A 14884-nucleotide genomic window follows, 5' to 3' on the forward strand; every position below is an offset into this window, starting at 1 on the left:
ATTAGCAACAGTATAAAAAATACATATTCAAAATGTATGACAGTCACTTAAATGCCAACTATGAATTTGTCGATCAAAATTGAATTGGTTAATCAAGTCTAAGAACTCAATAATAACTTTTGTTATTTGAACCTTAGATTATAAACCCAAAACCTCTCTGGCTTCTTGAGCGATACGAAATTCTTCATCGGTTGGAATGACCCAAAGTTCATACTGACTAGACTCAGTATGAAAGCTGCCCTCAGCGCCGCCATACAAGGTGTTATTTTTATCTGCATCGATATCTAGGTTGAAGTGGCGCATGACGTCTAAAATGCCATTACGAATTGATGCTGAGTTCTCACCTATCCCTCCCGAAAACACAATACCTGTCAACACTGGTAGAGCACAAGATAGGGACGCTAAGTACTTACCCGCACGATAGCAGAACATCTCTACAGCAAGCTTCGCATCTTGTTGATCAGGATGTGTATCATCATTAGCAATGGATTCTACTGTGCGCATGTCGTTTGAGACGCCAGATACGCCAAGCAGACCACTTTCTTTATTTAGCATGGTGTCGATTTGTTCTAAGTTTAACCCTAAGGTACGTTTTAGATGAATGTGTAAACTTGGGTCAACATCGCCACTACGCGTTCCCATCATCAGCCCTTCTAGTGGCGTTAAGCCCATACTGGTATCTAAGCTTTGACCCTCATAGATAGCAGCAACCGAACTGCCGTTGCCTAAATGAGCGACTAACCATCCATGCGGCTCTTTAGTGTTTGTGAGCTGACTTGCGCGGTTCGATAAATACGCGTGCGATGTACCATGAAAACCATAGCTGCGAATAAAGTGTTTTTCATACATCTCTTTTGGAATCGCATAGCGATAGGCTTTAGGGGGCATAGTCTGATGGAATGCGGTATCAAATACTGCTACTTGCGGTAAATCGGGGTGAATGGATTGAACGGCTTCAATGCCAGTGGCATTTGCAGGGTTATGCAAAGGTGCTAAGGCTTTTAGACGTCTCACTTCATCGATGATGTGCGGCGTCACCTTTACGGCAGAACTAAATTCTCGTCCACCATGCACAACGCGGTGTCCAACTGCAATAGGGGATTGATCACCCAATAAAGACATAATTTTTATAAGAGCCGCTTTATGGTTGGCACCTGGGACACTTACTTCTGTCTTCTCACCGTCTAAGTCTTTATGCACAATGCGCGCATTATTAAGCCCAAGGTTTTCTGCCAATCCAGTAATACGATTTTGATTGTCTTGACTAATAAGTGCATATTTAATAGAAGAAGAACCACAATTAACAACCAAAGTTGGCTTTGTGATAATAGTATTGCTCATATTAGCGTCCTTAATACTGTATTGTAATAAATAAGTAGGTTGTAATAATAAGTAGAATGAGAGTTATACCAAATTTATAAATAAACTATCTTTGTAAAAACGCTAAACCTGCTATTTGTAGCGTTTGCACTTGTTTTTATTAATATGTTAATTTTCAGACTTGGTACTATAATGAATTCACTATATGCGATGTAAGCTGAGCTATGGGGCATATAGTATAAATTTAATTTTTGCCGGTTTTTAATTGTGCTTGTTTCTGGCTTTTATTATTTTTGAATGTTAAGCAAACCCTAAATAGATCCTAGAAAAATTCTCGGTTTCATATAAGAAAAAAATCCATAAAAGATTTTTTATAACATGAATGCATATGTCTAATTTTAAATAGGTTTCAAAGCAAAATATATATAAGAATAGTATCAAAATATCCCAAAGGCTACCTAGGGTTTTAAAATAAAATTAATCGAGTTTTGGGATACAGTTAATTAGGTAATCAAGCATAATTTTGCTACCATAGCGGCAACTTTGTATTAAGATAGAAAGTTATAAAACAGGAAGCTATACATGCCAAACTATCGCACTCAACACCTGCTTACTGAGCACTTAAGCAAAGTTAATGACACTTCAATATTAATCATGCGGATTAACGCGCGATTGATACTAGGTTTAGTATGTGTATTGCTTGGTACAGTATCACTTACCGCTTGTGGGCAAAAAAATGACTTGTATCTTCCTAAAGATGCGCCAGACAACACAAGGTTCATCATTTATGGTGGCACTAATTCGCCTAGTATTGAAATTGATGAAGAGGCGTTAAAAAATATGGAGCCAGATCCCGATCCCGAGAATTACTAACCACATTCCTTATTTATTCATACAGATCCTTGTTTATTCATACCAATTAGTAGCAGTCTATCTATTAGTATCAGTCTATTTTAGCGATTACAGTTTTTGGAACCGTACAAATTATGAGCAACATAACAAATTTACCACCTATAGCAGAGCGTACAGATGATGGCCTACGCATTAACCCTGAAAGCTTGGTGCTTAAGCTACCTGCTTTAGCATATCAAGAGAGTGCATTAAGAATCGAATCAGTGCGCGCCGATGAATTGATCAAAACGTACGGCTCCCCTTTATATGTCTATTCTAAAAAAGCAATTTTAGACGCGTATCATGCCTATAGCGATAGCTTTTCTACAATTGAGCATCAAATTTGCTTTGCAGTTAAAGCGAATTCAAATCTTGCAGTGCTCGACGTGCTTGCCAAAGCAGGAGCAGGGTTCGATTTGGTGTCAGGCGGTGAGCTTGCTCGAGTCTTGGCAGTTGGTGCAGACCCAAAAACTATTGTATTTTCTGGGGTTGGAAAAAGCGCCTCTGATATCAAAGCAGGATTGAGTGCGGGTATCGGATGTTTTAATGTTGAGTCTTTAAGCGAGCTTGATACGATCAATGCTATTGCATTAGATATGGGCAAAAAAGCGCCGATTTCTATTCGGGTAAACCCAAATGTAGATGCCAAAACCCATCCTTATATCTCAACAGGCTTGAGGGAAAATAAATTTGGTATTGATAGCGCAATTGCAGTGGAAGCGTATGAATATGCTGCCAGTTTAGACGGTTTAGATGTCATCGGTATAGATTGCCATATTGGTTCACAGCTTACTGAAATTGATCCATTTGTAGCGGCATTAGACAAGCTTCTTGAATTGATAGAGGCGCTAAAAGCCGTTCATATTGAGCTTAAGCATATTGATTTAGGCGGCGGCCTTGGGGTCATGTATATTGATGAAGAAGTGGATGAAATCAGTAAGTTTGCAAACGCTTTATTACCCAAACTTAAGCAATTAGGATTAAAGGTTTTCTTTGAGCCAGGCCGCAGTATTGTAGCAAATGCAGGCGTGCTATTGACCACAGTTGAGGTGTTAAAACCCACTGCTCACAAAAACTTTGCCATCGTTGATGCTGCTATGAACGATTTGATTCGTCCTGCATTGTATCAGGCGCAAATGGCGGTGATACCAGCTAAGTACCCAAGTGATGCAGTTGAAAAAAGCTGGGACATAGTCGGTGCGATCTGTGAAACAGGTGATTTTCTAGCAAAGCGGCGTCTATTGTCACTAGAAGTAGGTGATATTTTAGGCATTACGGGTGCTGGTGCTTATGGGTTTGTCATGACGAGTAACTATAATTCGCGTCCGCGCCCTGCTGAAATTATGGTATCCAACGAGCAGCATCAGGTAGTACGTGAGCGTGAAACGGTTAACAGTCTATTTGAAACTGAATCGTTATGGCAAAAAGATTAGAAATTAAATAATCCGTTTTTAAGTTATCTAGCCTACAACAATCTTGTAGGCTTTTTTTATCTATAAAATAATGACACGCTTGGGATAAATGCAGCATATTCAATAACTTATTAAATCAATAATAGTATCAACTTGTTTAGATTATCATTGTCATAATGTGCATGTTAAGATAGTAGTATAATAATATTTAAGGAAAATGACATGCTAATAGAGTTTACAAAAATGCATGGGTTAGGCAATGATTTTATGGTCATTGACTTAGTTACCCAGCGATTAGAATTAACTACTGAATTAATTACACTATTGGCTGATCGTCATTTAGGCGTTGGGTTTGATCAGCTATTAATTGTTGAACCACCGATGCGTCCAGATGTTGATTTTAGGTATCGTATCTTTAACTCAGATGGCAGCGAAGTTGAGCAGTGTGGTAATGGAGCACGGTGTTTTGCTCGTTTTGTGCAAGCCCGCAAACTGTCTTATAAACAGCGCATTCGAGTTGAAACCAAATCGGGCATATTAACTCTATCTACCGATGACTACGGATGGGTAGAGGTGGATATGGGCAAGCCTAAATTTGAACCGGCAGAAATACCCTTTACACCAAAAGCAATCACTAAAATTCAAAATGCTTATCACCTAAATGTAGAGGGTGAACCTGTGCGTCTTTATGTCGCTAATATGGGCAATCCTCATGCCGTCATTCAGGTGGATGATATATTAACCGCCGAGGTTGAAAAACTAGGCAAAGCAATCGAATCACATCCTGCATTTCCAGACCGCGTGAACGTTGGGTTTGTTCAGGTAATGAACCAACGTCATATCCGCCTGCGGGTGTATGAACGCGGCGTGGGTGAGACGCAAGCTTGTGGTACAGGAGCGTGCGCCGCAGTGGCCACAGCAGTGCGCGAAGGTTGGCTTGATGAGGGTGAAGAGATTAGAGCGCAGTTATATGGTGGCAGCCTATTGATCAGGTGGTCTCCAGGATATTCTGTTAAGATGACCGGACCTACCGCATTTGTTTATGAAGGGGTTTTCAGCCCAGACGGTATCATGGCGCAAGCGGGTATAAAACCTAATGCATGATAGTGAAGCGTCAATTAAGCCTCAAGCCTCAGAGCAGCTCGAGGCTTTACTAGCGCCTGTTGAACAGTGGCTCGCTGAGCTTAATGTGCGTCAGCTGTCAAGCCATACTATCGACGCGTACTATGCAGCGCTGTATCAGCTTGCCAGTTTTTTGGAAGCCAATCATTTAAGCTGGACACGTTGTGATAAACGAAAGCTTGCAAAACATATTGGTAAGCGTCTTGATGTTGATGCCCTTTCAATATCCAGTGTGCAGCAAGAGCTATCTGCCATCCGCCATTTTTATAGCTGGATGGTAGAACAAGGCAGAGCACGTATCAATCCGACCACAGGCTACCAGCTAAAACGTGCACCCAGGCCCCTTCCAAGTATCGCGGACGGCGACCTAATTGCCCAATTACTTGAGCAGCCGCTACCAGATACCCCAGAACAAGCAAGGCTTTGGATACGTGATAAAGCTATGTTTGAGCTGTTATACAGTAGCGGTCTTCGAGTGGGCGAGCTTGTCGGATTGAATGTGGCGGACTTACGTATTGATACCACAAGTGAACGCGGTGAGGTACGCGTTACGGGTAAGGGGAATAAAACCCGATTAGTGCCCGTAGGCCGGCAAGCACTAAAGGCCATCACGATTTACCTACCTCATCGACATTTATGGGAAGAAAATAACGATACCGCATTGTTCATTAGCGAAAAGCTAGGGACGCGGCTAACCACACGAGCGGTACAACATCGTCTAAAACTGGCTGCCCAGCGCGCAGGTATTGCACAAAATATATATCCGCATTTATTACGGCACTGCTTTGCCTCTCATATGCTCTCGGGTAGCGGCGACTTACGCGCCGTCCAAGAAATGCTAGGGCATAGTGATATTAGTACCACTCAAATATACACGCACGTTGATTTTGCTAAACTGACTCAAGTTTATGACAAATCGCATCCTAGAGCCGCCCACGATAGAGCATTGAACAAAGTAGACCATGATAGGGTTGAATAAAAAAATAAAACCTAGTTTAAATCCTGTTTATGTCTAGATTTTTGTCATGATTCAATAGACACACTAACCCAGTCTATGACAGCGATTAATAGGTAGATTATTACGCCAGATTTGTTGCTGATCTAGGTCTAAGGTAGAAGTAATTAAGGCAAACTTATCTGTTTCAAGTGAAGTAAGACCACTATCCGCAATTAACTCTCCATTAGCATTGGCTATCATACTATGACCCCACGTGTCTCTACTGGAGTGTTTGGTATAATGAGTACCGCCTTGAGCTGATCCTACTACCATACATTGTGAATCGAGCGCTCTTGCTTTTAATAATAGCTCCCAATGCGCTTTACCGGTTTGATAAGTAAATGCTGAAGGTGCGCTTAATATATTTGCGCCAGATTGCCGTAAACGCTGAGCAAGGGCAGGAAAACGTAAATCAAAGCAAATCATCATCCCAAGCAATAAGGTTTGCCTTTTATTATGACCTTTATACTTTTCACCTTTATACTTTTTGTCTTTATACGCTTCATCCTTATATAAAGAGATATCTAATAAACTTGCCATATCACACTCGGCGACCACCATCTTATCTCCTGGTTCGAAGGTACGCGATTCGTCATAACTGCCCGTGCTGTCTGCCACGTCAGCTCTAAATAGGTGAATTTTATCGTAACGTGCACCCCGTTTGCCATCTGGCGCAAAGAGTTGACTCACTTGTCTAACACGGTTGCCAGAGACAGGTGTACCATCAGGACGATAAGGGCAAGGGAGTGTTCCTGCGACGATATACATTTGGTGTTCAAAAGCTAGATTGGCATACCAATCAGAAATAGCATCAAAGCGCTCACTTAATTCCTGCTGACCACCCATGCGACATGCATTTTCGGGTAATACCAGCAGATGAGTACCCGCTTCACTAGCGGCATGTACAGAACGTTCAATAGTTGCTAAGTTATCCTCAATATTAAACTGACTGTTCAGCTGTACACAGCCAATAATTGGTGAAGTCATGATTATTAAGCCTTAATAAAAAGTGTGGGTTTGGCGCTAAATCGACGTTATTAAATTCATTGCTATCCTTACTATATTAAATTATTTACTAAATAAACAGGTTAAGGTATGTTTAATAAACGCATATGCCAAACTTAAATAAGAATCTTACCGCAAATGTGTGGCAGTATAGTGAGCTGAAAAATAACCTATATATAAATACGTTTCAAACCAAATAACTGGAATTTACACCTACTTATGATTAGCCCTGCATATAACTTAGGTATAAACCTATCTAATTCACAGAAACTAACGCCGCAGATGCAGCAAGCCATCAAGCTGCTGCAACTCTCAAGTATAGAGCTTGAACAAGAAGTACAAGCAAAACTTGATAGCAATCCGCTACTTGAGCGAGTAGAAGAAGAGAGTATCGATGCTGAAGATTTTAACAGCATTGAGGAATTAACACGCCAAGAGTTAAACGAGTCGCAAGATGATGAACTATATAATCCTTATGATGAAGAGTACCCAAGCGATTATGATAATGGTGGCCCTGATACGAATGATTTAGGCTTAACCAATGACTATGAAGATACTGACTATCTAGATACTCCCTCGACAGAAGCCACTGCCAATAATGAGGTATATGAAACTTATGAGACGACAGGTATCGACAGTGATAGCAGCATTAATGACAGTAGTGAACGTATTGTTGAAAACACCCTAGAATTAACCATTGATACAGATTGGAGCGATGTGTACACCCATGCGCCAACCTCTATGGCGGCACCAGACACTCAAAGTATGACCGATTATCAAGGTGCAACTGAGGTCAGCTTACAAGATCATATACGTTGGCAGCTTAATTTTAATGATTTATCCGAAACGGATAATCTCATAGCAGATTATCTTATTGATGCGATGGATGAATATGGATTTATACATATTGATATCGATGAGCTAAAAGCAAACTTTGACGAAACTGCTAGTTTTTATCAATGGGATAATAAAATCGAACGCTCCCAAATTAAACGTATTATTAGCATTATTCAGCAATGTGAGCCTTTAGGGGTGGGGGCAACAAGCCTCGCTGAATGCTTGCAGATACAGCTTCGTACCCTGGATCCTAATACGCCTTACCTCAAACAGTCTTTAAAGATTTTAGATGAGCATGAATTACTTGTCAGCAATAATATCAAAGAGCTGGTACAAAGAACGGGCGTTAAAAATACTGAAATTAGGGACTGTATATCCTTGATTAGAACCTTAAATCCAGCCCCAGGTCTGGCTTTTTCAAGCGCTCAACCTGATTATGGTGTCAAGCCTGAAACCTTTGATATACCTGATGTCTTAGTCAGCTTAGTCCATGACAAAGAGAGTTCAGCACCCGTATGGAAAGTAGAGCTTAACCCAGAGACACTGCCAAAGCTTAAGGTGAATACCGAGTACGCCAACTTGATTAAACGGGGCGATAATAGTCCGGATAATGTATATCTGAAAGACAGCTTAATTGACGCGCGCTTATTTATAAGAAGTATAGAGGAGCGAAATCATAACTTACTTAAGGTGTCTATTTGTATTATCCAGCGTCAGCAGCGTTTCTTACTAGAAGGGCCAACTGCAATGCAGCCTATGATATTAAAGGATGTGGCAGATGAGGTAGGGTTACATGAGTCAACGGTTTCAAGACTTACCACCAGTAAAAGTATATTGACCCCGCAAGGGTTGTTTTCACTGAAGTATTTTTTCTCATCGCATGTATCCAGTGATAATGGTGACATTTCTTCAACGGCTATAAGTGCCATGATTCAAGAGTTTATTGCCAATGAAGATACTAAAAAGCCGTTGTCAGACAGTACGATTCAGCAGCTGCTTGAAGAAAAAGGTATCAATATTGCGCGGCGTACCATTGCTAAATATAGAGAAGGGTTGAATATACCCTCATCGACCCAGCGTAAGGTCAAATTTTAATACCCTTGAATTAAAAATAATTAAAATAAATTAGTCAGTTTCTATCGATAGCTTTGAAAACTGAAATAAGATAAATGAACTACAGCAACAAATGAAATTACCAAAAGTAATGTAAAAGTTACTTCTTAGAAAGAATACTTTTAGCATTCGGGTTTGTATTTGAGTTAAGGTAACTGAATGCTTGAATAAGAAAAGGATTGAAGTTTTTTGGTTTGTTTTATTTTTTGAAAAAATTTCAGATTATATAGTGTTTTGATTAACGTATCGGTATTTCTTACACTTTCTTACAATTTGAGTTCTTGTGTATTTGTAATATTCATGTCAAATTAAAGATGTTCCAAACCAAATTGTTTAGTTAATTGATGTTTTTGGAATAGTTATTTTAATAAGGAAATTAGAATAGCGCTTAGAGCAAATCTAAGATTTCTAGCAGTAAAAAATGTTTATTAATCAAAGATATGCGAACGACTCCTAACAGTGGACGAAACTGGCAACATTGTTATATTAAGGGTCTAATTGAGCCAGCACAGCTACTCAAATAATATTAAGGATGTAAGAATTATGAATATTTCAATCACTGGCCATCACATCACTATTACCGATGCAATGAAAGAGACAGTCATGGACAAGCTTTCAAAAGTAGAGCGTCATTTTGATCAAATTCAAAGCATAAAAGTAATTCTCTCGCTTGATAATAATAACTCTGAATCAAGCCATAGCGGTAAAAATAATCATAAAGCAGAAGCTATTTTGAGGGTTTCAGGCCAAGAAATGTTTGTACAATCTTATGATGATGATATGTATAAAGCGATACATGAAATGGCAGATAAGCTTGATCGCCAAGTTCGCAAGTACAAAACTCGTATGGAACGTAAAACGCGCTCATCCAAACGTCAAGATCGTTTTGCCCCGAGCGCGACTGATTCAGATGACTCTGCTCTTGCCTACTAATAACCAACTGGCTTATGCGCAAAGCATGAATCAAGGTTATGCTAAGCAATTCTAAAACTATTAGCCTAAAATTGTTAGCTTAATATAGTTAAATAGTTATTATTTTTAAAGTTAGCTTAGCGCAGCCCCTACTGGTCTAGTAGGGGCTTTTTTATTTGCTATTTAGAAAATAGAGTTAAGATAATAAAGCTATGAGTTGTATAGGACAACTATAGATGGTTTGACTAAAAGAGAGTCGTGTTGAGTTAGTAGTTAGCTCACAGTTAACTTATATGTACTGACTGCAAGCCAAATCCAGCCAAGAATCATCAATATACCACCAATCGGAGTGATAGCTCCAAACCAACGAGGCGCACCCAATGTCATCGCAAACAAACTGCCTGCAAATATAATTACACCAATTTGTAATAACCAAGCGGTTGTGCGAGTGGTATAACCGAGTTTGATAAGAATAGCAACCAATAGTAGCCCAAGCGCATGATAGAAAAAGTACTGTGAACCAGTATGCCACCATGCCAGCTGCTGCGGTGTAGCAAAAGACTTAATACCATGTGCACCGAATGCGCCCAATCCGACCGCCGCGGCTAAATTAATCGCTGCAATGCTAATCCAGTTCATGCGCTACTGCCTTACTTTTAAAGAACTTGCTTATAAAGACCTTATTTTTAAAAGCCTTGTATCTAAATAAAGATTGCCCAAGTTTATAACGCTTATAACGTATAACTAGGGTCTGTTGAACATTCAAATATCAGGACTGCTGATAGCTAAAATTGTTCCAAACTAGGCATAAACCGACGATAATGTCTAGACCTTAGCTAGGTTTATAACAACGTTTGGGGCAATTTTAGCATCAGCCCTACGGGGCGGGTCTATTTTTTGTCAATATATTGTGAAATTTTCTAACTTAGAATAACTAAGTGTCTAAAATTTCCCTGCATATTGCCTAAAAAATAACCGCCGCCAGTTCCATATTTGAATGTTCAACAGACCCTAAATTTATAATATAAAATAGATTAGAATTCATAAAATGTAATGGCTTTATAAGCCTAAGTCTAAGTAATTTATAAATTCAATAGCTTAAAAACTAATAGGCATTATAAAAGTAATCATTATGACTGAGTTTCAGTAGGCATTATGACACTTTCAATCGTCATGGCTTCACGAATCTTATCCATGGCATTCTTTTCAATCTGACGCACACGCTCGGCAGAAATATCGTATACCGCAGCTAATTCATGCAAGGTTGACTTTTGCTCAGATAACCAGCGCTGCTCGACAATATCACGTGAACGATCATCAAGGGCATCCATAGCTGTCATAAGTGCATTGGTATTGTTGTCTTCCCAATCTGCATCTTCAACCATTTCGGCAGGATCTGCGCCGTCTTCTAAAAATAACTGCGGCGCATAGTGTCCATCATCATCATCTGAGGATTGAGCTTCAAATGAAGCATCATAAGAGGTCAGGCGCGATTCCATTTCCAGTACTTGTTTGCGCGTGACATTAAGATCGGCAGCAATAGCATCCGCTTCTTCAAGCGTTAGCTGATTGTTGGTTTTTTTTAAGCTTCGTAAATTAAAGAATAGTTTACGATGTGCCTTAGTGGTTGCAACTTTTACAATACGCCAATTACGTATCACAAACTCATGAATCTCAGCTTTAATCCAGTGCACAGCAAATGATACCAAACGTACGCCCTTATTAGGATCAAAGCGTTTCACAGCTTTCATAAGCCCAAGGTTGCCTTCTTGAATCAAATCCGCTTGAGGTAGACCGTATCCTGAATAGCTACGCGCGATATGGATGACGAAGCGCAAGTGCGACATCACTAATAAACGAGCAGCTTCTACATCATCCTCGTCATAATAGCGGTGTGCAAGTTCCCGTTCTTGTTCAGGCGTTAATATAGGTATTTGATGTACTGAGTTGATGTATGCGCCTAAGTTGACACCAGGGGCTGATAAATTAACGGGCATCGCAGGCACTAAATCACGCGTACTGGTATCTGGGTGCTTGCTTACCCATACTGGCTGCTCTTCTTGATCGTCTGAATTTTGTTCAGCTTTCAACGATTCTGATACCTGTTTAGGCACTTCTTCAGAGTCGATATCATTGCCAACATCATCGTTATTCTCATTCAATATCACATCAGCTTCTGCCTCTAAATCGGCTGACGTTGGTTTAGAAATAGTCTTTGAAGCGACGCCTTTTGAAACTGAGTTGTTTGTATTTTGACTTTTAATATTCTTAGAATTAGCCATATATTAACCTTGCAATTAATAATTTTATTGAGAACTATTGTAAAGGATAGCGTTCGCTAGTTGCCATGTGTTTTAGTAATAATGAGGTGAAAGATTGTATCGAGTTTTTTAATACTATTGTTATTATCAAGGTTATTAGGCATTTTTGATTCAGGTGTTTTAGTTTCGATTGCTTTTGATTCAAGTACTATAGATTCAGAAATTTGGGATTCAGAAATTTGGGATTCAGTGCTTAATACTAAGGTTAAATCTGATTGTTTACAAAAAGATGCTATGTCAGTTTTGGAATTTGGATCCGTTGCGAGCACATAAACACCATCATTTTGTGTAACAGATCTTAGCGCCACTTTGGTTTTCAAAAGAGGCATCGGGCATGCCAGTCCTCTGCCATCTACCATTTGTGTTATCTGATGGGTTGTATGAGAATTTCTAAATGCATGTTCTATCGTCTTTTGCTCATCGATTGTTAATGTTTTAATCATTGATTCGATAAACTTATTTTGAGCGTCATTTTCAAGGTTGATATAAGTCATAGATAATTTTTAATAAATAAAGAAATAAAAGGCGTTGATACAGACCCTAATAGTAACTGTGCGCTAAGATATAAAACATTACATCAAAGATAGGATGTCATAAGATTAGATGGTTAAAATAAAAATTGATCAATACTCAACATAGCTACGCCATAAATAGTTACGCTTTACCACACTTCATTAAGCATGAACTATAAGCGTCTAATGGTAACAAGGTTCACCGTTTTATCTATTCAAGATGTGTCAAATATTGTAAAAATATATATTATATGAGTAGGATGCTACTTACTATTCAAACCTATCAAATATCGTCATCTAAAAAAGTAATGAATAATTACTAATCTACAAGTATTAACAGCAACTAAGGAAGACCACTTGCGAGCTATGACTTACAAAACCAAATTATTACCAGCTGTAGCTATTATGTCAAATATCCTATATAGCGGGCTTTTGATAGGGTGGTCTACTGCCATTCAAGCTCGAAATTTCGAGAATAACACGGATATTCAACTTACGAATAGTGAGTCAACTGCTTACGATTATCCAAAATATTCTTCAAAAAACTCTTTCAATAACTCTTCAAGTAAGCTTTTAAGTAATGTTTCTAAAAGTCCTTCTAACAGTCCTTCACATAGTCCTTTACTTAATCTTTCAACCAATCCAGCATACAACGCTGCTTATAACAAGCCATACAACACGACCTTTAATACCTCAAGGCGTGCCAACTTGAATGATTCGGTCTTACCTAACTTGCCAGATTTAGGTAGTGGGGGTGGGCGCTTTGAGTCCAATCAGCACAAAGCAATAGGCGAGTGGTCTCTTCAACAGCTGAGCAAATCTGCACCTTTGTTAAATGATCCGTGGAGCCAAGAGCAACTTGAAACAATAGCTTGGCATATTAATGCGCAAGCGCGAAATCAAGCGCCACTTGCTTTGATGGTAATTAATAATGGTTCAATAAATGCATTCGCTATTCCAGGTGGGGTAATGGGTATTCATACTGGAACGGTAACCTCTGCAAAAAGTATGGATGAAGTCGCCAGTGTTGTCGCGCACGAAGTTGCACATCTCAGTCAGCGCCACTATGAGCATAGCTCCGATGCCAGTACCAAAGCAATGATGCTAAAGATTGGTGGCGTTCTGGCTGCAATCGCTGCAAGCGCCGTAGATGGCGATGCGGCCACTGCTATCATGATGGGAAGTCAAACTGCCGCTTTAAATAGTCAGATGGCGTTTAGCCGAAGTAATGAGAGAGAAGCGGACCGTATTGGCATGCAGCTAATGTTTAAAGCGGGGTACAATCCACATGCAATGCCAAGTTTTTTTGCGACTTTAAATCAAAAGACCCAACTAAATATGAACAATCAAAGCTATTTACCAAGCTTTGTTATGACCCATCCATTAAGCTCTGAGCGTTTAAGCGATGCACAAAGCCGAGCCAATAGCTATCAACAGACTAAAATAACAAATCAGCGCGATGAGTTAACCTTTGATTTACTCAAATGGCGATTAAAACTACTGTCTAATCAAGTAACTAGGGGCGAGATGCAGCAAGCAGCACCAAATAGTCAAGGAGCAGCTTTGGCCTTAGCAAAGTGGTATGCTGACCAAGGCCAATTTCAATCTGCTAATGATTTAATTGAAACATTAAAGCAGTTTCCAGCCCCTAAATCATATCGTGATAAAACATCCTTTGATGTATTGACGGCTCTTACACAGGCAGATATCGCAGGTATGCAAAATAAATGGCATGAAGCAGAACAGCACTTACTACCTTATTTTAACTTATACCCTGAGCGGCGCGACATAAGTTTGGCCTTGGCCACTGTCCGGTTGCATCTAGATAAGCCTGCAAAAATAATCCAAACCATAAAACCTATTATTCAAAAACGTCCTTACGATTTAGAAGCGTTATTTATCATGCAGCGCGCATATGAAGTGATGGCAACAAATACAAATAGCCAAACGGATACTAATAACGCCTTGAGCTCAAACACCCATGCAGGCGATTACGGCGTAAATATGAATGCTATAAATACTCCAAAAAATGACGACGCTTTATCAATTATAGCTAGCGTTCATGCGTTAAGGTATCGTGCTAAAGGGGAGTTATGGCGGGCGAAATATGATAAAGCATTGATTTCATTACAACTAGCTAAAAATGTATTGGCTGACTCAAATAATCCAAGTGACATTCAATTGAATACACAGCCTTTAATGGCTTCAATCAATAAAGAAATAGCAGATGTTAAATCCGCTAAGAACTTTGAGCCCTAGTGTTTTTTTGCGGGAGTGCTTCTTTTGCGGGTAAGCTCAAGCTTTAGGCAAATAATAAGAGCCTCTACAGATTGAATCGGTAGAAGCCCTAGATTTGCTGAACTCAATAACATGTACAGGGCGATATAAGTATACAAGGTTACAGCGTAAAGCAGTTCACAGTAACCAACAGCCACTATAAAA

At 39.5% G+C, this 14884-nt stretch carries 12 protein-coding genes; 7 read left to right on the forward strand and 5 right to left on the reverse strand.

Annotated features, from left to right (window positions below; translation table 11 throughout):
• Positions 1–138: 138 nt before the first annotated feature.
• On the reverse strand, positions 139–1341 hold the full coding sequence (locus AC21OH_RS00160; RefSeq protein ID WP_487370573.1) for an acetate/propionate family kinase: 1203 nt from the start codon (positions 1339–1341) through the stop codon (positions 139–141).
• 561 nt (positions 1342–1902) lie between these two features.
• On the opposite strand from AC21OH_RS00160, the gene lptM reads away from it, so the two are divergent.
• From lptM to AC21OH_RS00180, 4 genes are all read left to right on the forward strand, one after another.
• Positions 1903–2193: an LPS translocon maturation chaperone LptM gene (lptM, locus tag AC21OH_RS00165; protein WP_486534770.1), complete on the forward strand. Its 291-nt coding sequence runs from the start codon at positions 1903–1905 to the stop codon at positions 2191–2193.
• A gap of 113 nt (positions 2194–2306) precedes the next feature.
• Positions 2307–3644 (forward strand): diaminopimelate decarboxylase, encoded by a 1338-nt coding sequence (lysA, locus tag AC21OH_RS00170; RefSeq protein WP_487370574.1) that lies wholly within the window; start codon positions 2307–2309, stop codon positions 3642–3644.
• A gap of 201 nt (positions 3645–3845) precedes the next feature.
• A complete protein-coding gene (dapF, locus tag AC21OH_RS00175; protein WP_487370575.1) occupies positions 3846–4727 on the forward strand; it encodes a diaminopimelate epimerase in 882 nt (293 codons plus the stop codon).
• Positions 4720–5724, forward strand: a complete 1005-nt coding sequence (locus AC21OH_RS00180) for a tyrosine recombinase XerC (protein ID WP_487370576.1) — start codon at positions 4720–4722, stop codon at positions 5722–5724. Before dapF ends, AC21OH_RS00180 begins: the two co-directional genes overlap by 8 nt.
• 63 nt (positions 5725–5787) lie before the next feature.
• Here AC21OH_RS00180 and AC21OH_RS00185 read toward each other — a convergent pair whose 3' ends face one another.
• Entirely contained in the window at positions 5788–6729 is a 942-nt protein-coding gene (locus tag AC21OH_RS00185; RefSeq protein WP_487370577.1) for a nitrilase-related carbon-nitrogen hydrolase, read from the reverse strand.
• A gap of 237 nt (positions 6730–6966) precedes the next feature.
• On the opposite strand from AC21OH_RS00185, the gene rpoN reads away from it, so the two are divergent.
• Both rpoN and hpf read left to right on the forward strand, forming a co-directional pair.
• On the forward strand, positions 6967–8679 hold the full coding sequence (gene rpoN / locus AC21OH_RS00190; protein WP_487370578.1) for an RNA polymerase factor sigma-54: 1713 nt from the start codon (positions 6967–6969) through the stop codon (positions 8677–8679).
• 561 nt (positions 8680–9240) lie between these two features.
• Entirely contained in the window at positions 9241–9630 is a 390-nt protein-coding gene (hpf, locus tag AC21OH_RS00195; RefSeq protein ID WP_486534764.1) for a ribosome hibernation-promoting factor, HPF/YfiA family, read from the forward strand.
• A gap of 252 nt (positions 9631–9882) precedes the next feature.
• On the opposite strand, the gene AC21OH_RS00200 is transcribed toward hpf, so the two are convergent.
• From AC21OH_RS00200 to AC21OH_RS00210, 3 genes are all read right to left on the reverse strand, one after another.
• Positions 9883–10248 carry a DUF423 domain-containing protein gene (locus AC21OH_RS00200; RefSeq protein ID WP_487370579.1) on the reverse strand — a complete coding sequence of 122 codons (366 nt, stop codon included), beginning with the start codon at positions 10246–10248 and terminating at the stop codon, positions 9883–9885.
• A 491-nt stretch (positions 10249–10739) separates the two neighbouring features.
• A complete protein-coding gene (gene rpoH, locus AC21OH_RS00205; RefSeq protein ID WP_486534820.1) occupies positions 10740–11606 on the reverse strand; it encodes an RNA polymerase sigma factor RpoH in 867 nt (288 codons plus the stop codon).
• 341 nt (positions 11607–11947) lie between these two features.
• The gene (locus tag AC21OH_RS00210; protein ID WP_487370580.1) at positions 11948–12424 is read right to left on the reverse strand and encodes a sulfurtransferase TusA family protein; all 477 of its coding nucleotides are present in this window, start codon (positions 12422–12424) and stop codon (positions 11948–11950) included.
• A 384-nt stretch (positions 12425–12808) separates the two neighbouring features.
• Here AC21OH_RS00210 and AC21OH_RS00215 point away from each other — a divergent pair, with 384 nt between their 5' ends.
• Positions 12809–14701 carry a M48 family metalloprotease gene (locus tag AC21OH_RS00215; protein ID WP_487370588.1) on the forward strand — a complete coding sequence of 631 codons (1893 nt, stop codon included), beginning with the start codon at positions 12809–12811 and terminating at the stop codon, positions 14699–14701.
• Positions 14702–14884: the final 183 nt, after the last annotated feature.

It is taken from the genome of Psychrobacter sp. CX10 (assembly GCF_057621575.2).

Excerpts from the sequence above, each read along its gene's own strand:
- AC21OH_RS00160 (WP_487370573.1), bottom strand. The coding sequence starts at position 1,341 with ATGAGCAATACTATTATCACAAAGCCAACTTTGGTTGTTAATTGTGGT.
- lptM (WP_486534770.1), top strand. The coding sequence starts at position 1,903 with ATGCCAAACTATCGCACTCAACACCTGCTTACTGAGCACTTAAGCAAA.
- lysA (WP_487370574.1), top strand. The coding sequence starts at position 2,307 with ATGAGCAACATAACAAATTTACCACCTATAGCAGAGCGTACAGATGAT.
- dapF (WP_487370575.1), top strand. The coding sequence starts at position 3,846 with ATGCTAATAGAGTTTACAAAAATGCATGGGTTAGGCAATGATTTTATG.
- AC21OH_RS00180 (WP_487370576.1), top strand. The coding sequence starts at position 4,720 with ATGCATGATAGTGAAGCGTCAATTAAGCCTCAAGCCTCAGAGCAGCTC.
- AC21OH_RS00185 (WP_487370577.1), bottom strand. The coding sequence starts at position 6,729 with ATGACTTCACCAATTATTGGCTGTGTACAGCTGAACAGTCAGTTTAAT.
- rpoN (WP_487370578.1), top strand. The coding sequence starts at position 6,967 with ATGATTAGCCCTGCATATAACTTAGGTATAAACCTATCTAATTCACAG.
- hpf (WP_486534764.1), top strand. The coding sequence starts at position 9,241 with ATGAATATTTCAATCACTGGCCATCACATCACTATTACCGATGCAATG.
- AC21OH_RS00200 (WP_487370579.1), bottom strand. The coding sequence starts at position 10,248 with ATGAACTGGATTAGCATTGCAGCGATTAATTTAGCCGCGGCGGTCGGA.
- rpoH (WP_486534820.1), bottom strand. The coding sequence starts at position 11,606 with ATGCCCGTTAATTTATCAGCCCCTGGTGTCAACTTAGGCGCATACATC.
- AC21OH_RS00210 (WP_487370580.1), bottom strand. The coding sequence starts at position 12,424 with ATGACTTATATCAACCTTGAAAATGACGCTCAAAATAAGTTTATCGAA.
- AC21OH_RS00215 (WP_487370588.1), top strand. The coding sequence starts at position 12,809 with ATGACTTACAAAACCAAATTATTACCAGCTGTAGCTATTATGTCAAAT.